This window comes from Oceanibaculum pacificum, assembly GCF_001618175.1.
Lineage (GTDB): Bacteria > Pseudomonadota > Alphaproteobacteria > Oceanibaculales > Oceanibaculaceae > Oceanibaculum > Oceanibaculum pacificum.
In genome coordinates this window covers 46074-65161 of sequence record NZ_LPXN01000001.1, presented here as the reverse complement: position 1 = coordinate 65161, position 19088 = coordinate 46074, and the positions used below count along the sequence as shown (strand labels likewise).

General features: G+C 65.9%; 21 protein-coding genes. 14 read left to right on the top strand and 7 right to left on the bottom strand.

Going from position 1 to position 19088, the window contains the following annotated elements; all coding sequences use genetic code 11:
- Positions 1–344: 344 nt before the first annotated feature.
- The 4 genes from AUP43_RS00330 to dnaQ are packed head-to-tail and all read left to right on the top strand — an operon-like array spanning position 345 to position 3102.
- Positions 345–1178 (top strand): pyruvate, water dikinase regulatory protein, encoded by an 834-nt coding sequence (locus AUP43_RS00330; protein WP_067550994.1) that lies wholly within the window; start codon positions 345–347, stop codon positions 1176–1178.
- Entirely contained in the window at positions 1168–1797 is a 630-nt protein-coding gene (locus AUP43_RS00325) for a Maf family protein (RefSeq protein WP_067550991.1), read from the top strand. Before AUP43_RS00330 ends, AUP43_RS00325 begins: the two co-directional genes overlap by 11 nt.
- Complete coding sequence (coaE, locus tag AUP43_RS00320) at positions 1797–2438, top strand: dephospho-CoA kinase (RefSeq protein ID WP_067550988.1); 642 nt, start codon at positions 1797–1799, stop codon at positions 2436–2438. Before AUP43_RS00325 ends, coaE begins: the two co-directional genes overlap by 1 nt.
- On the top strand, positions 2419–3102 hold the full coding sequence (gene dnaQ, locus AUP43_RS00315; RefSeq protein ID WP_067550986.1) for a DNA polymerase III subunit epsilon: 684 nt from the start codon (positions 2419–2421) through the stop codon (positions 3100–3102). Before coaE ends, dnaQ begins: the two co-directional genes overlap by 20 nt.
- Positions 3103–3120: 18 nt before the next feature.
- Here the strand turns inward: dnaQ and secB are convergent, their stop codons facing one another.
- The 3 genes from secB to AUP43_RS00300 form a co-directional block, all read right to left on the bottom strand.
- The gene (gene secB, locus AUP43_RS00310; RefSeq protein WP_067550983.1) at positions 3121–3618 is read right to left on the bottom strand and encodes a protein-export chaperone SecB; all 498 of its coding nucleotides are present in this window, start codon (positions 3616–3618) and stop codon (positions 3121–3123) included.
- 85 nt (positions 3619–3703) lie between these two features.
- On the bottom strand, positions 3704–4264 hold the full coding sequence (locus tag AUP43_RS00305) for a histidine phosphatase family protein (RefSeq protein ID WP_067550980.1): 561 nt from the start codon (positions 4262–4264) through the stop codon (positions 3704–3706).
- Positions 4261–4821 (bottom strand): FxsA family protein, encoded by a 561-nt coding sequence (locus AUP43_RS00300; protein WP_067550977.1) that lies wholly within the window; start codon positions 4819–4821, stop codon positions 4261–4263. The genes AUP43_RS00305 and AUP43_RS00300 overlap by 4 nt, the downstream gene beginning before the upstream one ends.
- Positions 4822–4970: 149 nt before the next feature.
- Between AUP43_RS00300 and AUP43_RS00295 the strand changes: the two genes are divergently transcribed.
- The 7 genes from AUP43_RS00295 (at position 4971) to AUP43_RS00265 (ending at position 10805) form a co-directional block, all read left to right on the top strand.
- A complete protein-coding gene (locus tag AUP43_RS00295; protein ID WP_067550974.1) occupies positions 4971–5642 on the top strand; it encodes a Tim44/TimA family putative adaptor protein in 672 nt (223 codons plus the stop codon).
- Between the two features lie 8 nt (positions 5643–5650).
- Positions 5651–6823, top strand: a complete 1173-nt coding sequence (gene mltA / locus AUP43_RS00290; protein WP_067550971.1) for a murein transglycosylase A — start codon at positions 5651–5653, stop codon at positions 6821–6823.
- 85 nt (positions 6824–6908) lie between these two features.
- Positions 6909–7700 (top strand): (Fe-S)-binding protein, encoded by a 792-nt coding sequence (locus tag AUP43_RS00285; protein WP_067550968.1) that lies wholly within the window; start codon positions 6909–6911, stop codon positions 7698–7700.
- 9 nt (positions 7701–7709) lie between these two features.
- Entirely contained in the window at positions 7710–9131 is a 1422-nt protein-coding gene (locus tag AUP43_RS00280) for a LutB/LldF family L-lactate oxidation iron-sulfur protein (RefSeq protein WP_067550965.1), read from the top strand.
- Complete coding sequence (locus AUP43_RS00275; RefSeq protein WP_067550963.1) at positions 9131–9811, top strand: LutC/YkgG family protein; 681 nt, start codon at positions 9131–9133, stop codon at positions 9809–9811. Before AUP43_RS00280 ends, AUP43_RS00275 begins: the two co-directional genes overlap by 1 nt.
- Positions 9812–9813: 2 nt before the next feature.
- Complete coding sequence (locus tag AUP43_RS00270) at positions 9814–10437, top strand: Smr/MutS family protein (protein ID WP_067550960.1); 624 nt, start codon at positions 9814–9816, stop codon at positions 10435–10437.
- Positions 10434–10805: a helix-turn-helix domain-containing protein gene (locus tag AUP43_RS00265; protein WP_067550957.1), complete on the top strand. Its 372-nt coding sequence runs from the start codon at positions 10434–10436 to the stop codon at positions 10803–10805. Before AUP43_RS00270 ends, AUP43_RS00265 begins: the two co-directional genes overlap by 4 nt.
- Before the next feature lie 214 nt (positions 10806–11019).
- Here the strand turns inward: AUP43_RS00265 and hslU are convergent, their stop codons facing one another.
- The 3 genes from hslU to hslV are packed head-to-tail and all read right to left on the bottom strand — an operon-like array spanning position 11020 to position 13919.
- Complete coding sequence (gene hslU / locus AUP43_RS00260; protein ID WP_067550954.1) at positions 11020–12330, bottom strand: ATP-dependent protease ATPase subunit HslU; 1311 nt, start codon at positions 12328–12330, stop codon at positions 11020–11022.
- A gap of 60 nt (positions 12331–12390) precedes the next feature.
- A complete protein-coding gene (locus AUP43_RS00255; protein WP_067550951.1) occupies positions 12391–13374 on the bottom strand; it encodes a glycerophosphodiester phosphodiesterase in 984 nt (327 codons plus the stop codon).
- On the bottom strand, positions 13371–13919 hold the full coding sequence (hslV, locus tag AUP43_RS00250; protein WP_067550948.1) for an ATP-dependent protease subunit HslV: 549 nt from the start codon (positions 13917–13919) through the stop codon (positions 13371–13373). Before hslV ends, AUP43_RS00255 begins: the two co-directional genes overlap by 4 nt.
- 168 nt (positions 13920–14087) lie before the next feature.
- Here hslV and AUP43_RS00245 point away from each other — a divergent pair, with 168 nt between their 5' ends.
- The 3 genes from AUP43_RS00245 to AUP43_RS00235 are packed head-to-tail and all read left to right on the top strand — an operon-like array spanning position 14088 to position 17182.
- Positions 14088–15275: a multidrug effflux MFS transporter gene (locus AUP43_RS00245; protein ID WP_067550945.1), complete on the top strand. Its 1188-nt coding sequence runs from the start codon at positions 14088–14090 to the stop codon at positions 15273–15275.
- Entirely contained in the window at positions 15272–15970 is a 699-nt protein-coding gene (locus AUP43_RS00240; RefSeq protein ID WP_067550942.1) for a M48 family metallopeptidase, read from the top strand. The genes AUP43_RS00245 and AUP43_RS00240 overlap by 4 nt, the downstream gene beginning before the upstream one ends.
- A 3-nt stretch (positions 15971–15973) precedes the next feature.
- Positions 15974–17182 carry a multidrug effflux MFS transporter gene (locus tag AUP43_RS00235; RefSeq protein ID WP_067550938.1) on the top strand — a complete coding sequence of 403 codons (1209 nt, stop codon included), beginning with the start codon at positions 15974–15976 and terminating at the stop codon, positions 17180–17182.
- Here the strand turns inward: AUP43_RS00235 and AUP43_RS00230 are convergent.
- Positions 17160–18836 carry a transglycosylase domain-containing protein gene (locus AUP43_RS00230; RefSeq protein ID WP_232314836.1) on the bottom strand — a complete coding sequence of 559 codons (1677 nt, stop codon included), beginning with the start codon at positions 18834–18836 and terminating at the stop codon, positions 17160–17162. The two genes, AUP43_RS00235 and AUP43_RS00230, sit on opposite strands and share 23 nt — an antisense overlap.
- Positions 18837–19088 lie beyond the last annotated feature (252 nt).

Here is a 19088-nt window from a genome sequence, read left to right as displayed (position 1 = left end):
TCGGGTGGCAAGCTGGGGATTAATTGGCTCACCCGGCTTCCGCACAGAATTAACCACAGGCCGATGCGGCGATCCTGTTCCTGTGGGGAGACGCCGAGACAATGCCGCTCTTGTGTAGATACAGGGCCGGACTTCTTCGCCCTGTGGATAGCGGGGAGGAATCATTGCCGGCCATGCCAGTCCGGTGTTATCCCGATGGGACCGGATAATTCGTCCCGACCGGAGCAACTCGCCCTGGCGAATCGGCGCTGGGGGGATCGAATTTCCGGCATCCCGGCAAAAGCCGACTTATCCCCGATTCTATCGATTTTCCAGAGAGTTTCTGAGCGCATGACGAGAACGGCATGACCGGCACTGAGACGATCCACCTTCATCTGGTTTCGGATTCCACGGGCGAGACGATCCACCAGGTCGCCCGCGCCTGCCTGGTGCAATTCGAGGGTGTGAAGGCGATCGAGCATGCCTGGTCGCTGGTTCGCACCTCGACGCATGTCGATAAGGTGATCGCCGGCATCGAGGCGCATCCGGGGCCGATTCTGGTCACGCTGGTCGACCATCAGCTACTGATTCGGCTGGAAGCGGCCGGTCGCCGGCTGAATATCCCGGTTATCTCGGTGCTCGACCCGGTATTGGGGGCCCTGCACACCTATCTCGGCCGCAAGGTGCGCGGCCGCCCGGGCCGCCAGCACGAGTTGGACGCCGCCTATTTCAACCGTATCGAAGCGATGCAATTCACCCTGATTCACGATGACGGGCAGCAACTGCACGATATCGACCATGCCGATATTCTTCTGGTTGGCGTCTCGCGCACTTCGAAAACGCCGACCTGCCTGTATCTTGCCAATCGCGGGCTGAAGGTGGCGAATGTGCCGCTTGTGCCGGGGGTGCCGCTGCCGCGTGAAGTGACCACCGCGACGGGGCCGCTGGTGGTTGGATTGACCAACGATCCGAACCGGCTGGTGCAGATTCGCCGGAATCGGCTGCTGATGCTGAATCAAGGCTCGGAGAGCGATTATATCAATCTCGACGAGGTGCGCCGGGAAGTGGCGGAGGCCCGCCGGCTATTCGAGCGCCAGGGCTGGCCGGTGATCGATGTCAGCCGTCGCTCGATCGAAGAGACCGCGGCGGAAATTCTTGGCCTTTATCAGGAACGCAAGGAGCGTGAGGATGCCGTCTGAGGCTTTGCTGACCGGGCCCGCGCCGCAGAAACTGATCCTGGCGTCGGGCAGCCGCATCCGCGCCGAGCTGCTGCGCAATGCCGGCGTTGATTTCGACATCCAGGCCGCGCCGGTCGACGAGGCCGAAATACGCCGCTCGCTGCAAGCCGAGGGGGCGACCGTGGGCGACGCCGCCATCGCGTTGGCCGAGGCGAAGGCGATGCGTGTGTCGCGCCGCAATCCGGGCGCGCTGGTCATCGGCTGCGACCAGATGCTGGACTGCAATGGCGTGTGGTTCGAAAAGCCGGTCGACCGCGACCATGCGCGCGCGCACCTCCAGGCATTCAGCGGCAAGACGCATCGGCTGCAGGTCGGCATCGTCGTCGCGCGCGACGGCCAGCGCCTTTGGCACAATCTTTCCATCGCCAGCCTGGCGGTGCGGGTGCTGTCGCCGGATTTCATCGAGGCCTATCTGGATGCCGCCGGCGAACCGATCCTGAATTCCGTTGGCGCCTATCAGCTCGAAGGGCTGGGCGCGCAGCTTTTCAGCCGGATCGAAGGGGATTACTTCACCATCCTCGGTCTGCCATTGCTGCCGTTGCTGGATTTTTTGCGGACACATGGGGTGGTGCCGCGCTGATGATCCGGCTTGGCCTCACCGGTTCCATCGGCATGGGCAAAAGCACGGCGGCCGCGATGCTGCGGTCCCTCGGGGTTCCGGTGCACGATGCCGATGCGGCGGTGCACCGGCTGCTCGGCAAGGGTGGTGCTGCGGTTCCGGTGGTCGAGGTGGCGTTTCCGGGGGTGGTGAAGCAAGGCGCGGTCGACCGTGCCGCCCTTGGCGCCCTCGTGTTCGGCAATCCGGAAAAGCTGCGCCGGCTGGAGCGGATCCTGCACCCGATGGTTCGCCAGGCGGAGCGCCGGTTCCTGCGGCAGATGCGGCTGCGCCGTCGCAAAATGGCCGTGCTGGACATACCGCTGCTGTATGAGACGGGCGGCGAATGGCGGGTCGATGCCGTGATCGTGGTCAGCGCGCCGGCCCGCATCCAGGCGATGCGGGTGCTGCGCCGGCCGGGAATGACGCCGGCGAAATATCGCGCGATCCTGGCCAAGCAAATTCCCGATGCCGAAAAGCGCCGGCGGGCGGATTTCGTCGTCACCACGGGCCTCAGCCGCGCAGAGAGCTTGCGTCAGCTGAAACGGATCGTCAGACTCCTGAAACGCAACCCCCCTCGCCGCCCCCCTCGCCACCGGAGCCGCCATGCGCGAAATCGTCCTTGATACGGAAACCACCGGCCTCGACCCGAAGGCCGGCCACCGCATCGTCGAAATCGCCTGTGTCGAGCTGGATAACCATCTGCCGACGGGCCGTACCTACCAGCAATATATCAATCCCGAGCGCGACATGCCGGAGGAGGCTTTCAAGGTCCACGGCCTGTCGGCCGATTTCCTTGCCGGCTACCCGAAATTCGCGGAAATCTGCGATGCGTTCCTGGAGTTCATCGGCGATGCGAGGCTAGTGATCCACAATGCCGAATTCGACATGCGCTTCATAAATGCCGAGATTTCAGCCCTGGGCCATGCGGTCCTGCCGTCGGACCGGGCGGTGGATACGCTGATGATTGCCCGGCGCAAATTCCCCGGCGCGCAGGCCAGCCTGGATGCGCTGTGCCGCCGCTTCGGCATCGACAACACCCATCGCGATCTGCATGGCGCGCTGGTCGACGCCGATCTGCTGGCCGGGGTTTACCTGGAGCTGATTGGCGGTCGCGAGCCCGGCCTGCTGCTGGCGGCTGGCGAGCAGATCAGTGTCGCCGAATCGCAGCAGCTCGAAGAGGTGCGCCAAAAGCGCCCGCCCCGGCCGCATCTCCTCAGCGAGGCCGAACTGGCCGCCCACGCCGCCATGATCGCCAAGATCAAAGACCCGATCTGGCTGCGGGAATAGGCCCCGCTATTCCGGCGCTTAAGCGTGGCCGACCGGCTGGTCGCCCTGCGCGATGCGACGGCGATACAGCTCCACAAAGTCTATCGGCTGCAGCATCAGCGGCGGGAAACCGCCGTCGCGCGACGTCTCAGCGACGATGGCGCGGACGAACGGGAACAGCAGGCGCGGACACTCGATCATCACCAGCGGATGCAGATGTTCTTCCGCCGCACCGCGCATCGAGAAGATGCCGCCATAGGTCAGCTCCATCAGGAACAGCTGCTGATCGTCCTTCTTGGTCTCCGCATTGATGATCAGCGACACTTCGAACACCGGGTCGTCCTGACGCAGGCGGCGGGCCTGGACATCGACCTTCACCGACACGTCCGGCTGCTTGTCGGAGGGCTGCAGGCTCATCGGCGCATTCGGATTCTCGAAGGACAGATCCTTCACATATTGCGCATGCACGACGATGGGCAGCGCGCCTGCCTGGGCCGTCTGCTGTTCCTGGCCCTGGTCTGCGGTGTCTTCGGTCATGGGACAAACTCTCTTCGCGGAATGCTTGAAACGGAGGTAGCCGGTCGCTAACACGGAATGCAGGCGGGGGGCAAGCGCGGCCCTGTTATGAAAGGGCCGCCTCCAGCGGATGCAGCAATTCCGCCTCGCCCTGCTTTGCCACCCGCACCACCGCGCCATTGGTGACGCGCAAGCCGGTCAGGCCGCGAATGAAGCCCCAATGGCTGACGATGACGGTATGGTCGTAAAACTCCGCCGTGGCCATGCGGTCGCGGAAGCGCTCGCAGCGCGATAGCATCTCATGCTCTTCCTCGGCCTCCGGCCACCATCGCTCCGGCAGATGGTCGAAGCGCCAGCCCGGCCAGCGCTTGCCCAGCTCGCTGGCCGGCGTGCCGATATCACAGACGAAGGCGGCATGCTCATGCACCAGCGGCTCGATTTCGACCGGCAGCTTCAGCGCGCCGGCGATGATCTCGGCGGTTTGCAGCGCGCGGGTAAAGGGGCTGGCCATAACATGGCGAATATCGAACGCGCGCACCACTTCCGCTGCCTGGGCGGCTTGCCGGCGGCCTTCATCGGTCAGCGAAGGGTCGGCGATGCCGGGATCCTGGCGCGTCTTGGCGAAATGCACGTTGAACTCGGACTGCCCGTGACGGACCAGTATCATTTCTTGTCTCCCTTGGAATCGGCATCCGGGGAATCGGCATCCGGCTCATTTCCTGGCGGCAAATGGCGCCAGGGCGAATTGGCGTCCGGCGCGCCGGGTTCGGGCGGCGTGACATCCTGGTAATCGCCGTCGATCACCGTTCCCCTCCCCCGTTGGGGGCGTGCCCCCTGGAACCCGCCGCCGGCGACATGCACCTCGGCATTCTTCAGCGCGCCGGCCAGCAGACCGCCCATCAGAAATCGCCGGAAAGCCGGCAGGAACAGCAGCAGCCCCACCGTATCGGTGACGAAGCCGGGCACGATCAGCAGCGCGCCGGCCAGCATAAGGGCAAGGCCGTGCAGCATCTCGCCCACCGGCATCTTGCCTTGATCGATCTGGGCGCGAGCCCGGGCCAGGGTGGCGAGGCCCTGCTGCCGCAACAGAAAGCTGCCCGCCAGGGCGGTCAGCAGACATAGCGCGATTGTGGGCCAGACACCGATGGCGTCGCCCACCTGGATGAACACCGCGATTTCCGTGAACGGAATGGCGAGAAGAATAAGAAACAGAAATAGGCGCATGCTTGCTCTTTCGGTCGGTCACGCCTATGTAGGGATTACGGCGACGATGGCAATCATCGTCCCGTCGGTTCGTGTTGCCGACGGCATATATCCACGTACTTAGCGCATAGGGCGGGTATAGGTCCAGCAAGGCCGGCCCGAAGGACAGAATGGGCGACGGATTTCCTTTTCTGGACATCATTTTCTTCGCGATGGTGGCCGCTTTTCTTATCCTGCGTCTGCGCAGCGTGCTGGGCCGGCGCACCGGTAACGAGCGCGAGCGCCCCGATCAGTTTCAGCCGCGCCCCACGCAAGACGGCGATTCCGAGAATGTGGTGAAATTGCCGCGCCGCGACGGGCTGCCGGAGCAAGAGCCGGCCCCGCCGGGCTCCCTCGCCGCCGCGCTCACCCAGGTTAAGATCGCCGACCCCAGCTTTGACGAGAAATATTTCGCCAGCGGTGCCCGCGCGGCATTCGAGATGATTGTCGACGCCTTCGCCCGCGGCGACAAGGATGCGCTGCGCCCCTTGCTGGCCGATGAGGTCTATGACCGCTTCGCCGCCGCCATCGAACAGCGCGCGCAACGCGGGGAAACCCTGCAGACCACGCTGGTGTCGATGAAGGCCGCCGATATCACCGAAGCGGCGATGCGGGGCAGTGAGGCCCAGATCACGGTGGAGTTCGTCAGCGAGCAGATCAACGTCACCCAGGATGCCGAGGGCAGGCTCGTCGACGGCACCCCGGACGAAATCGAAACCATCGTCGATATCTGGACCTTCGCCCGCGACACGCGTTCCGACGATCCGAACTGGCTGCTGGTCGCCACCCGCACGCCGAACTGAGCGCGGCCATGCGGAAAGCCTGGAGCCTGATTGTCGGCTGCGCCCTGTCTCTGGCCGCCTGCGAACAGGCTAAGCCCCCCGCGCCGCCGCCCGATGCGCTGACCCTGACGACGGTTGCCCCTGGCGATTTGCCGGGCTGGACGGCCGACGATCAGGTTGCCGCCCTGCCAGCCCTGCTGAAATCCTGCGACCGGCTAAAGCGCCAGCCGGCCGACCGCGCCTTCGGTTCCGACGGCCGGTTCGGCGTGATCGGCGACTGGCTGCCGGCTTGCGAGGCGGCGGCCTCGCTGCCGAATAATCCGCAGGCCGTGCGGCAGTTCTTTGAAACCTGGTTCCAGCCTTACCGCGCCGCCAATAACGGCAATCCCGACGGTCTTTTCACTGGCTATTACGAGGCGGAGCTGAACGGCTCGCTGACCCGCACCAGCCGTTATTCCGTGCCGCTGCACCGCCGGCCGGACGATCTGGTGATGGTCGATCTCGGCCAGTTCCGCGATGAGTTGAAGGGCCAGCGCATTGCCGGGCGGGTGATCGACGGCAATTTGAAGCCTTACGAGGATCGCGCTCAAATCGTCGGCGGCGCCCTGGACAGCAAACGGCTTGAAATTCTCTGGGTCGATGATCCGGTGGACGCGTTCTTTCTGCAGATCCAGGGCTCGGGCCGGGTGCAGCTGCCTGATGGCAAGGTGGTTCGGGTCGGCTATGCCGGGCAGAATGGCCACCCCTATGTCGCCATCGGCCGCGAGCTGATCGCCAAGGGCGAGCTGTCGCGCGAGAATGTCTCGATGCAGTCGATCCGCGCCTGGCTGGCCGCCAATCCCGGCCGGGCCGACGAGATCATGAACTCCAACCCATCCTACGTCTTCTTCCGCGAGCTATCGGGCGAAGGGCCGGTCGGGGCGCAGGGCGTGGCGCTGACACCGCTGCGCAGCCTGGCGGTGGATCGTCGCTTCGTGCCGCTCGGCACGCCGGTCTGGCTCGATGCGGAGCATCCCGACGCCGGCGCGCCCCGGCTGCGCCAGCTGGTGATCGCCCAGGATGTCGGCGGCGCGATCCGCGGGCCGGTGCGCGGCGATCTGTTCTGGGGGCATGGCGACCAGGCGGCGGACCGGGCCGGCCGCATGAAGTCCGGCGGGTCCTATTATCTGCTGCTGCCCAAGGCGCTGACGCCAGCCAGCTGAGTGGTAATACCGGCCCAGCTTGTCAAGCCAGCCGACAACCGTCATTTTAGCTTCCAACAAAGCCCGCAAAAGCCAGGAAGCCACCATGGCCGAGGACATGCCAGCCCATCCCCCCCGCCCGGAAAATCCCCGGGTGGCTCTGTTCGTCACCTGCCTCGTCGATCTGTTCCGCCCCTCCGTCGGCTTCGCCGCGATCAAGTTGCTGGAAGAGGCTGGCTGCCGTGTCGAGGTGCCGGAGGCGCAGACCTGCTGTGGCCAGCCGGCCTATAATTCCGGCGATTTCGGCGACACCCGCGACATTGCCCGCAACACGATCCAGGCCTTCGAGGGCTATGATTACGTTGTGGCGCCGTCAGGCTCCTGCGCCGGCATGATCCACGAGCATTATCCCGAGCTGTTCAAGGACGACGCCGAATGGGGGCCGCGCGCGCATCATCTGGCGCGCCGCACGCATGAGCTGATGTCCTTTCTGGTCGATGTGATGGGAATGCAGCGCGTCGAGGCCCGCTATGACGGCACCGTCACCTATCACGATAGCTGTTCCGGCCTGCGCGAGCTGGGGGTGAAACAGCAGCCGCGCCGGCTGCTCGGCTCGGTCGATGGGCTGACGCTGAAGGAGCTGCCCGGTTCGGAGATCTGCTGCGGTTTCGGCGGCACCTTCTGCATCAAATATCCCGAGATTTCCGACCGCATGGTCACCGACAAAGCGGAGGATATCGCCCGCACCGGCGCGGACACGTTGCTGGCCGGTGATCTCGGCTGCCTGCTGAACATGGCCGGCAAGCTGAAGCGGCGCGGCGAGAAAGTTCGCGTGCGGCATGTCGCCGAGGTGCTGGCCGGTATGACCGGCGACGCGCCCATCGGCGACGCGAAATAGGGGACGGCCATGAAGCCCACCAGCCACGCCTTTAAGAGCAACGCCACCACTGCGCTGCATGACGAACGCCTGCAACGCGCGCTCGGCAATATGCGGTCGGGGTTCCAGGACAAGCGCCTGGCGGCCATCGACAAGCTGCCGGAGTTCGAGACGCTGCGCGATCTGGGCCGCGACATCAAGAACCATACGCTGGAGCATATCGACTTCTATCTCGAGCGCTTCGAATCGAAGGTGATCCAGAATGGCGGCCATGTGCATTGGGCGCGCACGCCGCAGGAGGCGCGCGAGAAAATCCTGGAAATCTGCCGTTCCGTGGATGCAAAGACGGTCACCAAGGGCAAGTCGATGATCGCCGAGGAAATCGCGCTGAACGATTTCCTGGAGGAAAGCGGGATCGAGCCGATCGAGACCGATCTCGGCGAATACATCATCCAGATCCGCAAGGAACCGCCAAGCCACATCATCGCGCCGGCGGTGCATCTGAACCAGACCGACGTCGAGGAAAGCTTCCGCAAGATTCATAACGACCTGCCGGTGGACCGGCCGCTGTCGGAACCGCGCCAGTTGCTCGACGAGGCGCGCGCGAAACTACGGAACAGGTTCATCGACGCCGATGTCGGTATTACCGGGGCGAACTTTCTGATCGCCGAGACAGGCTCCACCGTCATCGTCACCAACGAGGGCAACGGCGACCTCACCCAGACCCTGCCGAAAATCCATATCGTGCTGGCCAGCCTGGAAAAAGTGGTGCCGACGCTGGACGATGCGGCGACCATCTTCCGCCTGCTGGCGCGCTCCGCGACGGGCCAGGAAATGTCGGTCTACACCACCTTCTCCACCGGACCGAAGCGGCCGGAGGATCTGGATGGGCCGGAGCAGTATCATGTCGTGCTGCTGGATAATGGCCGCAGCGCCATGCTGGGCACCGAGTTCCAGGAGATGCTGCGCTGTATCCGCTGCGCTGCCTGCATGAATCACTGCCCGGTCTATAGCGCCGTTGGCGGCCATGCCTATGGCTGGGTCTATCCCGGTCCGATGGGCGCGGTGCTGACACCCACCCTGGTCGGCGTGCAGGAGGCCGGGCACCTGCCGAACGCCTCCACTTTCTGCGGACGCTGCGAAAGCGTGTGCCCGATGCGCATTCCGCTGCCGAAGATGATGCGGCAATGGCGCAAGCGCGAGTTCGAGAAGAAGCTGTCGCCGGGCACCTTCCGCGCCGGCCTCGGCCTCTGGGCCTTCTTCGCCAAGCGGCCGGCGCTGTACCAAGCGGTCACCGGCCTCGCCATGCGGGTGCTGGGTCGGTTCGGCAAGGATAAGGGGCGATTCAAGAGCCTGCCGCTGGCCGGCGGCTGGACCTCCGTGCGCGACATGCCGGCGCCGCAGGGCCGCACCTTCCAGCAACTCTACCGCGATAAAAAGAGGGCCGCCTGATGCCCGACATGTCGTCACGCGACCAGATCCTGGCCGGGATCCGCCGGTCTCTCGGCCGCACCAAGATCGAGGGCGAGCAGGCCGAAGCACTGACCCGCCGGCTGGAGAATTCGCAGCCGAACCTGATCCCGCAGCGCGCCCAGCGCCCGCATGCCGACCAGGTGCGGCTTTTCGTCGAGATGGCGGAAGGCGTGCAGACCACCGTCAGCCGGGTGGCCAGCGCGGCCGATGTGCCCGAGGCGGTCGCCGACTATCTGAAGCAGCACAATCTGCCGGCGGAATTGCGTCTCGCCCCGGACGAATGGCTGACCGGCCTGCCTTGGGCGCGGAAGAAGACGCTGACCATCAAGACCGGCCGCGCCGAGGAACCGGACGCCGTCAGCGTCACCCCGGCCTTTGCCGGCGTGGCGGAGACCGGCACGCTGATGCTGACCTCCGGCCCCGGCACGCCGACCACGCTGAACCTGCTGCCCGAGACCCATATGGTGGTGCTGAAGGCCAGCCAGGTCGTGGGCGCCTATGAGGATGGCTGGAAGAAGCTGCGGGAGGCCTATCCGGGCCAGCTTCCGCGCACGGTGAATTATATCACCGGCCCGTCGCGCACCGGCGATATCGAACAGAAAATCCTGATGGGCGCGCACGGTCCCCGGCGGCTGCATATCGTTCTGATCGACGATTGACCATGGCTCGGCGGCGCGCGACGAAGGACGAGGCAGCCCTGTTCCGCCTCGTCGTGAAGGACGCCAAGCCGCTGGCGGAAAAGGCCAAGAGGCGCCTCGGCGCGCTCGATCTGCCGCCCGATGTGGAGCCGGTGCCAACCGCGCCGATGGCCGAAGGCGTGTCGCCCGCCAAGCGCAAGCGCGGCCGGGTGCCGAAGGACGATCCGCTGCCCCAGCCCCCCGCGCCCCCGGTCAAGGCGCCGGTGAAGCTGCCGGAGCTGAAGCATGACCGCGCGCCCGGCCTCGACAAGCGCAGCCAGCTTCGCCTGAAGCGCGGCCAGATGGAGATCGAGGCGCGCATCGATCTGCACGGCATGACCCAGGATATGGCGCATGCGGCGCTGAACGGCTTCATTGCCCGCTCGCAGGCGCGCGGCCTGCGCTGCGTGCTGGTGATCACCGGCAAGGGCACCAAGCGCGACGAATTCGGCCGCTACGAGACCGGCGTGCTGAAACGCGAGGTGCCGCGCTGGCTGAACGAGGCCGGCAATCGCGATAAGGTGCTGGCCTTCACGCCGGCCCAGCTGAAGGATGGCGGCAGCGGCGCGCTCTATATCCTGCTGCGGCGGATGCGGGAGGAGGCATGACCCCCTTCGGCCAGAAACTGCGCGATCTGCGCGCCGAGCGCGGCGGCACGCTGAAGCAGATGGCGGCGGCCTTGCAGGTTTCCTCCGCCTATCTGTCGGCCCTGGAGCATGGCCATCGCGGCCGGCCGACGGATGGGCTGATCCACCAGATCTGCGGCTATTTCGGGCTGATCTGGGACGATGCCGAGGCGCTGAAGCGGCTGGCCGAAACCTCCCATCCGCGCGTGGTGATCGATACCGCCGGGCTGCCGCCGGAAGCCACCCGTCTCGCCCATCTGCTTGCCCGCAGAATCGCCGATCTGGATCGCGACCGCCTGGTAGCGCTGATCGCCCAAATCGAACGGGACGAGCCTGTCCAGCCGGAATGACAGTTCGATAAAAAGCAATATATCAGCTTTTTAGGCGATTTGCTTATATGACGTTTCGAAGCCGAGACAAGCTTGGATAAGAGCGGCGCGCCCCCTCCAACTTCCCTCTTTGTCATCGTCTGACTTGATCCGATTATCCAGCCAGCGACGGGGCGAAAGTCTGGATTCTCGGGTCAGGCCCGAGAATGACGAGAGGAAAGCAAGGGGGCTTGGCTTACAAAATGAACTTGCTGAGGTCGGTGTTCTTGGCCAGGTCGCCGACATTCTTCTGCACGAAGGCGGCATCGATGGTGATGGTTTCGCCGGGCTTGTCGGTGGCGGTGAAGCTCACCTCCTCCAGCAGGCGTTCCATCACCGTGTGCAGCCGCCGCGCGCCGATATTCTCGACGGTGGCGTTGATCTCCGCCGACAGGGTGGCCAGCGCGTCGATGGCGTCATCGGTGAAGTCCAGCGTCACTTTTTCAGTGCCCAGCAGGGCGACATATTGCTTGATCAGGCTGGCTTCAGGCTCGGTCAGGATGCGCTTGAAATCCTCGCGGGTCAGCGCCCGCAGCTCGACGCGGATCGGCAGGCGGCCCTGCAATTCCGGCAGCAGGTCGGACGGCTTGGCCAGGTGGAACGCGCCCGAGGCGATGAACAATATATGGTCGGTCTTCACCGAGCCGCGCTTGGTGGCCACCGTCGTGCCCTCGATCAGCGGCAGCAGGTCGCGCTGCACGCCTTCGCGGCTGACATCGGCGCCGCCGCGTTCCGAGCGGGCGCAGATCTTGTCGATCTCGTCCAGGAACACGATGCCGTTCTGCTCCACCGCCTGGATCGCCTCTTTCGTCACCCGGTCCTGGTCGAGCAGATTGTCGGCCTCCTCCTCCACCAGCACGGCGTAGGAATCGGCGACGCTCAGCTTCTTCTTCTGCGTGCGCTGGCCGAACGCCTTGCCGAAGATGTCGTTCAGGTTGATCATCCCCATCTGCGCGCCGGGCATGCCGGGAATGTCCATGGTCGGCATGCCGCCGCCGCTGGTATCGGCGACCTCGATGTCGATCTCCTTGTCGTCGAGCTGACCTTCGCGCAGCATCTTGCGGAATTTCTGCCGGGTTTCCGCCGAAGCACCCTCGCCGACCAGCGCGGTGATGACGCGTTCCTCGGCGGCGAGCTGGGCCTTGGCCTCGACTTCCTTGCGCATGCGCTCGCGGGTCATGGTCAGCGAGACTTCCACCAGATCGCGGATGATCTGTTCCACATCGCGGCCGACATAGCCGACCTCGGTGAATTTCGTCGCCTCCACCTTCATGAAGGGGGCCTGCGCCAGCTTAGCGAGGCGGCGGGCGATCTCGGTCTTGCCGACGCCGGTCGGGCCGATCATCAGGATATTCTTCGGCAGCACTTCCTCGCGCAGCGATTCGGGCAGCTGCTGGCGACGCCAGCGGTTGCGCAACGCAATGGCGACGGCGCGCTTGGCGTCCTTCTGGCCGACGATGAAACGGTCGAGCTCCGAGACGATCTCGCGGGGGCTGAAAGCGGTCATGATGGGATTCTGTCTCTAACGGGTCGGAATGCGTTAAATGGGCGTGAATGAGCGTCTAAACTAGGGCTGCACTGGGTAGGCGGGCGGCAGGGCCATGCCCTTTTCGGCCATCACGGCGCGCAGCCGGTCGGGATAATCGGTGATGATGCCGTCGACTCCGCGCTCGATCAGCGTCGCCATGTCGCCAGGCTCATTCACCGTCCAGGGGATGACGGCAAGGCCGAGATCGCGGGCGGCCTTCAGCTCCTCGTCGGTCAGGTCACGGAAAAAGGGCGACCAGATTTTGCCGCCGGCCGCCGCCACCGCTTTCGGGGCGGAGCCGCCGAATGTGTCGATATCCAGCCCGCCCAGCCAGGGCGAGGCATCCGGCCGACCGCGCTGCAGATTGTCGATCCGGCCGCGACCGATGGTCAGATAAGCGGTCTGCAATCCGGGCGCGATCTGTTGCGCCTGCATCAGCACCGCCCAGTCGAAGGATTGCAGCGTCGTGCGGTCCGCGATGCCCAGCCGTTCGATCTCCTTCACCGCGGCTTGCGTGAAGTCGGCCCGCTCGGCGGTCAGTTCCGGCCGGGTCGGGTCCACCTTCACTTCTATATTGTAGCGGATATCGGCGGCGCCGGCCTTTTCGGCCAGGGCGACGATATCGGCCAGGCGCGGAATGCGCGTGCCGGGAATCGCCTGCTGCTCTTTATAGCTGTTGGCGTAGCCGCTGCCGGGCCGCAGCGTGCCGACATCGTAGGTCTGGATTTGCGCCAGCGTCAGGTCGCGGATCAGGGGGGCGTCCGCGCCGACATAGGCGCCGTCCGGACCCTGGGCGACATCGCCGTTCAGCCGCGGATCGTGGGTCACCACGATCTGTCCGCCGCTGGTCATGCCGAGATCGAGTTCCAGCGTGGTCACCCCCAGGCCGAGCGCCTTGGCGAAGGCCGGCAGCGTATTCTCCGGCATCAGCCCGCGCGCGCCGCGATGGCCCTGCAGGTCGAAGGCAAAGGCCGGGCCGCCGGCGATCAGTAGCAGGAGCGCGGCGAGGGCGGGCCGCCTCACAGGCTTTCCACTGTCAGGTTGGTGTTGGTGTAAACGCAGATGTCGGCGGCGATGCCCATGGCGCGCCGGGCGATGGCCTCGGCATCCATGTCGTCGCGGTCGGCAAGCGCGCGCGCCGCAGCCAGCGCATACATGCCGCCCGAGCCGATGGCGATGATGCCGTCCTCCGGCTCCAGCACGTCGCCGGTGCCCGACAGAATCAGCGATACATCCTTGTCGACCACGGCCATCATCGCCTCCAGCCGGCGCAGATAGCGGTCGGTGCGCCAATCCTTCGCCAGCTCGACGCAGGCGCGGGTCAGCTGGCCGGGATATTGCTCCAGCTTCGCTTCCAGCCGCTCGAACAAGGTGAAGGCGTCGGCCGTCGCCCCGGCAAAGCCGACCAGCACATCGCCGCCGGCCAGCGGGCGCACCTTGCGCGCGTTCGACTTGATGACGGTCTGGCCCAGGCTGACCTGGCCGTCGCCGGCCACCACCACCTTGCCGCCTTTGCGGACGGACAGGATCGTGGTGCCGTGCCAGACGGTGGAATTGCTATCGGACATGGAGGATTGCTTCTGTTGCGTGGCGGGGCATCTGTGCGCCCCAGACTAGCAGAGCATGTTGGTTGTCGCGACGATGCGGTCAAGATGGGCGATAATCCCGCGCATTCCCGTCTGGGCAACGGTCCCTCGCCGTCGTATATCAGGGGCCCGATATTTGGCGCGCCTAATATGATCCGACCCGATTCCGCCTGGACCATCGCCTATCTCACGCTGCTGGTGGCGATGGGGCAGATGTCGACCGGCATCTATCTGCCGGCAATGCCCTCGCTGACCGGCATCTTCGCCACCGATGGCGGCACGGTGGCGCTGACGCTGACCGTGTTCCTGGCCGGCTTCGCGGTGGCGCAGCTTGTCTATGGGCCGCTGTGCGATCGTTATGGCAGGCGGCCGGTGCTGCTGGGCGGTTTGGCGATCTATACCGCCGCCAGTCTGGCCTGCGCGCTCGCCCCCAGCATCGAATGGCTGATCGCGGCCCGGTTGTTCCAGGCCATCGGCGCCTGTTCCGGCCAGGTGCTGGCGCGGGCGATGGGCCGCGACCTCTATGACGGGCCGCGTTACGCCAAGGTGATGGCGCTGATCGGCCTGGCGCTGGCGGCGACGCCGGCGGCGGGCCCGGTATTAGGCGGTGTCTTGCAGGTGCTGTTCGGCTGGCAGGCCAGCTTCTTCTTTCTGTTCGGCTGGGGCGGGCTGCTGCTCTGCGTCACTTTTCTGGGCGTGCGGGAGACGCTGAAATCGCCTGACCCGACCGCGCTCGACGTGCCGGTGATGGCGCGGAATTTCGGCCAGCTGCTGCGCAACCGGCTCTATATGGGCTATACGCTGACCCTGGCTTTCACCTTCGGCACGATGTTCACCTATATGACCGGCGCGCCCTTCATTCTGATCGACAGCCTTGGCATCCGCCCGGATATCTTCGGCGTATTGTCGGTCTTCAATGTGGTCGGCTACGCCATCGGCAGTTTTCTCGCCAACAAGCTGAGCGGCCGGGTGGCGATGAGCCGGCTGGTCGCCATCGGGGCCTGCATCGTCTTTGCCGCCGGGCTGGCCATGTTGGGGCTGGCGCTTGCCGGGCTGATTACGGCGGTCACGGTGATCGGCCCGATGATGGCGATGCTGATCGGCATGGGGTTGATGATCCCCAGCGCCATGGCCGGGGCCATCGGCCCGTTTCCGCAGATTGCCGGCGTCGCCTCGGCGTTGATGGGGTTCCTGCAGATGGGCATCGCCATGCTGATGTCGCTGCTGGTCGGATTACTGCACGGGCTGCATGATAGCCCGATGCAGATCGCCTTCGCCTTTTCCGCCAGCCTGGTGCTGCTGAGCTATCTCACGCTGGTGCGTAGGCGGCCGGCGTGAGCGGCCAGGCGATCCCGCTGGCGCTGGCCGATGGCCGCGAGGTCGCCATCGAGGTGCGGCGCAGCGCCCGCGCCCGCCGGCTGATCCTGCGGGTCGACCAGACCGGCGGCGTGACGCTGGTGCTGCCCAGCCTGGTGCGTCTGGGCGAGGCGAAGGACTTCCTGCATCGGCACCAGGGCTGGATCGAAGGCCGGCTGGCGAAGCTGCCGGCCTCTCTGCCCTTCGCGCCCGACGCCCTCGTGCCCTATCTGGGCCAGGACCGCCGCATCCGACACCGGCCGGAAGCGCGCGGCACGGTCTGGCTGGAGGGCGAGGAGCTGCATGTCGCCGGCAAGCCGGAGCATCTGCCGCGCCGGGTGACCGACTGGCTGAAGGCGGAGGCCCGCCGGCAGTTGGGCGAGGAGGCCCGCCGCCGCGCGGCGCTGCTGGGCAGGCCGCTGGGCCGCATCACCGTGCGCGACACCAGAAGCCGCTGGGGCAGCTGTTCCTCGAAGGGCGACATCTCGCTGTGCTGGCGGCTGATCCTGGCGCCCGATTTCGTGCGCGACTATGTGGTGGCGCACGAGGTGGCGCATCTGGCGGAGATGAATCACGGGCCGCGCTTCTGGCGGCTGGTCGAGCAGCAGGGCGTCGACCGCAAGGCCGCCCAGCGCTGGCTGAAGCTGAACGGTCCACGCCTGCACCGCTATGGCTGACGCATGAACCGGCCGAAGCCCGACAGTACCCTGGTCGCCGCGCTGCTCACCGCCTGCGTTTCGCTGGGGCCGATCTCGACCGACATGTATCTCGCCTCGCTGCCGGCGATGACGCGGGTGTTCGCCACCGATGTCGGCCAGGTGCAGCTAACCTTGAGCGTCTTCCTGGTCGGGTTCGCCGTGGCGCAGCTGGCCTACGGGCCGTTGTCCGACCGCTTTGGAAGGCGGCCGGTGATGCTGGGCGGCATCGCCCTCTATGCCGTGGCCAGCGTGGTCTGCGCGCTGGCGACCAGCATCGAAACGCTGATCCTGGCGCGCCTGCTGCAAGCGGTCGGGGCCTGCTGCGGGCCGGTGCTGGGCCGCGCCGTGGTGCGCGACGTCTATGGGCCGGAGCGTGCGGCGCGCGTGCTCGCCTACATGGCCAGCGCCATGGCGCTGGTGCCGGCCGCTGCGCCGATCCTGGGCAGCCTGCTGCATGTGTGGTTCGGCTGGCAGGCGAATTTCTGGGTGCTGACCGGCTTCGGCGGGCTGATCCTTCTCGGCATCTGGCTGCTGCTGGACGAGACCAACGCCTATCCCGACCCGCAGGCGCTGAAGCTGAGGGCGCTGGCCGGCAATTACGGCCGGCTGCTGCGCGACCCGATCTATATCGGCTATGTGCTGACCATCGCCTTCGGCTATTCGACCATCTTCGCCTTCATCTCCGGCTCCTCCTTCGCGATGATCGAGGTGCTGGGCGTGCCGGAGGCGTATTTCGGCTTCTGCTTCGCCGCCATCGTGCTGGGCTACATGGCCGGCAGCCTGACCGCCGGGCGGCTGACCGGGCGGCTCGGCATCCAGCGGCTGATCCTGACCGGCGGGCTGATCGCCAGCGGATGCGGGGTTGCGATGGCGATCCTGCCGCTGCTGGGCGTCGCCCATGTGGGCACGGTGCTGGCGCCCTTCGCCTGCGTGATGGCGGGGCTGGGGTTGATCTTCCCGAACGCCCAGGCCGGGGCCATCGGGCCTTACCCGCGCATGGCGGGCACCGCCTCGGCGCTGCTGGGATTCACGCAGATGGCGCTCGCGGCGCTAATCGGCATCGGCGTCGGGCATTGGCATGACGGCACGCTGGTGCCGATGACCGCGACCATCGGCCTGTGCACGCTGGCCAGCCTGTCCTGCTATCTGCTGCTGGTGCGGCGGCGGCTCAGTCCAGCGACACCGCATTGACCGGCGTGCCGCTGGCGGCCTGCTGGATGCGCACCAGGGAATGCGCGACCAGCGGGCGCGGCGGCAGGCCCTGGTGACTGCGCTCCATGAAGCCGCGCCAAAGCTGGGCAGGCAGCGCGCCGCCGGTCACCTTGGTCATCGGCTTGCCATCGTCATTGCCGAGCCAGACGCCGGTTACCAGGTCGCTGGTGAAGCCGATGAACCAGGCGTCGCGGAAATCCTGGCTGGTGCCGGTCTTGCCGGCGGCCGGGCGCGTCAGCTTGGCGGCGCGGCCGGTGCCTTCCTCAATGACACGGCTCAGCATGTCGGTGATCTGCGCCGCCTCCTGCGGCGACATCACCGGGCCGATGCCCGAATGGCCGTGTCGATACAAAACGGCGCCGTTGGATTCCCGAATTTCGCGGATACCGTAGGGCAGCACGCCCTGGCCGCCATTGGCGATGGCGCCATAGCCGCCGGTCAGCTCCAGCAACGTCACCTCGTCGACGCCGAGCGGCAGGCTGGGGTGGTTCTCCAGCGTGCTCGACAGGCCGACGCGGCGGGCTGTCTCGATCACCCGGTTACGGCCGATCTGTTCCGACAGTCGCACCGTAGCGACATTGGAGGAATGGGCCAGCGCCTGGGCGAGGCTGATGCTGCCACGATATTTGCCGTCGATATTCACCGGTGACCAGTTGCGCACGGTGACCGGCGCATCCTCGATCACGTCGGTCGGCTTCCAGCCATCCTGCAAAGCGGCCAGATAAACGAAGGTTTTGAAGGCGGAGCCGGGTTGCCGTAGCGCCTGGGTGGCGCGGTTGAACTGGCTGTCGACATAATCCCGCCCGCCGACCATGGCGCGGATGCCGCCATCCAGGTCGAGCGCCACCAGCGAGGCCTGTGCCACATTCCGCGCCTTGCCCTCGCGCGTCAGAATAGCCGTCACCTCCTGCTCGGCCAAGCGCTGCAGGCCCGGCTCCAGCGTTGTGGCGACGATAAGATCCTTGCCGATATAGCCAACATAGCCGGCGACCTGATCCAGCACCCAATCGGCGAAATAGCGGCTGCCGGTATTGCCGCCGGCGCCCAGCGCTAAAGCGGTGCCCTGCTTGGCGGCGCCGGCGGCCTTGGCGGAATCGACGAATCCTGCATCGACCATGCTGGCGAGCACTTGGCGCGCCCGGGCATCCGCGGGCTTGCGATCGCGCGCCGGGCTGAGCCGCGAGGGCGCTTTCAGCAGCCCCGCCAGCATCGCCGCCTGATAGATGGTCACCTCGCGCGCGGAATGGCCGAAATAGCGCCAGGCGGCGGCATCGACGCCATAGGTGCCGGCACCGAAATACACCCGGTTCAGATAGATGGCGAGAATCTCGTCCTTGCTGAATTTACGCTCCAGCCAGAGCGCCAGAAGCAATTCCTTGGCCTTGCGGTCGAAACTGCGCTCCGGCGTCAGGAACAGATTCTTGGCCAATTGCTGGGTGATGGTGCTGCCGCCCTGCACGACCCGGCCGGTGAGCAAATTGGTCACCGCCGCGCGCGCCAGACCCCAGGGATCGACGCCGAAATGGTGGTAGAAACGACGATCCTCGATCGCCAGCACGGCGCGCGGCAAGTGCGCCGGCATCTCGCGGATCGTCAGCGGCTCGCCATGCAGCTGCCCGGAGGTCGCGAACACCGTGCCGTCGGTCGCCAGCAGGCGGACACTGGGAGTGCGGCTGTCTTCGGCAAGATTATCGATGTCGGGAAGCTGGTAGGCGTAATAAGCGATGAAGCCGCCGGTAATGATAAGCCCCCAGATCGTGGCGACAGCGAGCCATTTGGCGCAGAAGCTTAAAATTCGAGGCTTATTGTTTCTATTCTCTCGCCCGGTCTTCCTTTGCCGTCCCGGCGGCCGCTGGGACGGATGCGCTCTGAGGCCGCGAGCCTC

Bases quoted from the DNA above. Each gene is read 5' to 3' on its own strand.
- AUP43_RS00330 (WP_067550994.1), top strand. From the start codon at position 345: ATGACCGGCACTGAGACGATCCACCTTCATCTGGTTTCGGATTCCACG.
- AUP43_RS00325 (WP_067550991.1), top strand. From the start codon at position 1,168: ATGCCGTCTGAGGCTTTGCTGACCGGGCCCGCGCCGCAGAAACTGATC.
- coaE (WP_067550988.1), top strand. From the start codon at position 1,797: ATGATCCGGCTTGGCCTCACCGGTTCCATCGGCATGGGCAAAAGCACG.
- dnaQ (WP_067550986.1), top strand. From the start codon at position 2,419: ATGCGCGAAATCGTCCTTGATACGGAAACCACCGGCCTCGACCCGAAG.
- secB (WP_067550983.1), bottom strand. From the start codon at position 3,618: ATGACCGAAGACACCGCAGACCAGGGCCAGGAACAGCAGACGGCCCAG.
- AUP43_RS00305 (WP_067550980.1), bottom strand. From the start codon at position 4,264: ATGATACTGGTCCGTCACGGGCAGTCCGAGTTCAACGTGCATTTCGCC.
- AUP43_RS00300 (WP_067550977.1), bottom strand. From the start codon at position 4,821: ATGCGCCTATTTCTGTTTCTTATTCTTCTCGCCATTCCGTTCACGGAA.
- AUP43_RS00295 (WP_067550974.1), top strand. From the start codon at position 4,971: ATGGGCGACGGATTTCCTTTTCTGGACATCATTTTCTTCGCGATGGTG.
- mltA (WP_067550971.1), top strand. From the start codon at position 5,651: ATGCGGAAAGCCTGGAGCCTGATTGTCGGCTGCGCCCTGTCTCTGGCC.
- AUP43_RS00285 (WP_067550968.1), top strand. From the start codon at position 6,909: ATGGCCGAGGACATGCCAGCCCATCCCCCCCGCCCGGAAAATCCCCGG.
- AUP43_RS00280 (WP_067550965.1), top strand. From the start codon at position 7,710: ATGAAGCCCACCAGCCACGCCTTTAAGAGCAACGCCACCACTGCGCTG.
- AUP43_RS00275 (WP_067550963.1), top strand. From the start codon at position 9,131: ATGCCCGACATGTCGTCACGCGACCAGATCCTGGCCGGGATCCGCCGG.
- AUP43_RS00270 (WP_067550960.1), top strand. From the start codon at position 9,814: ATGGCTCGGCGGCGCGCGACGAAGGACGAGGCAGCCCTGTTCCGCCTC.
- AUP43_RS00265 (WP_067550957.1), top strand. From the start codon at position 10,434: ATGACCCCCTTCGGCCAGAAACTGCGCGATCTGCGCGCCGAGCGCGGC.
- hslU (WP_067550954.1), bottom strand. From the start codon at position 12,330: ATGACCGCTTTCAGCCCCCGCGAGATCGTCTCGGAGCTCGACCGTTTC.
- hslV (WP_067550948.1), bottom strand. From the start codon at position 13,919: ATGTCCGATAGCAATTCCACCGTCTGGCACGGCACCACGATCCTGTCC.
- AUP43_RS00245 (WP_067550945.1), top strand. From the start codon at position 14,088: ATGATCCGACCCGATTCCGCCTGGACCATCGCCTATCTCACGCTGCTG.
- AUP43_RS00235 (WP_067550938.1), top strand. From the start codon at position 15,974: ATGAACCGGCCGAAGCCCGACAGTACCCTGGTCGCCGCGCTGCTCACC.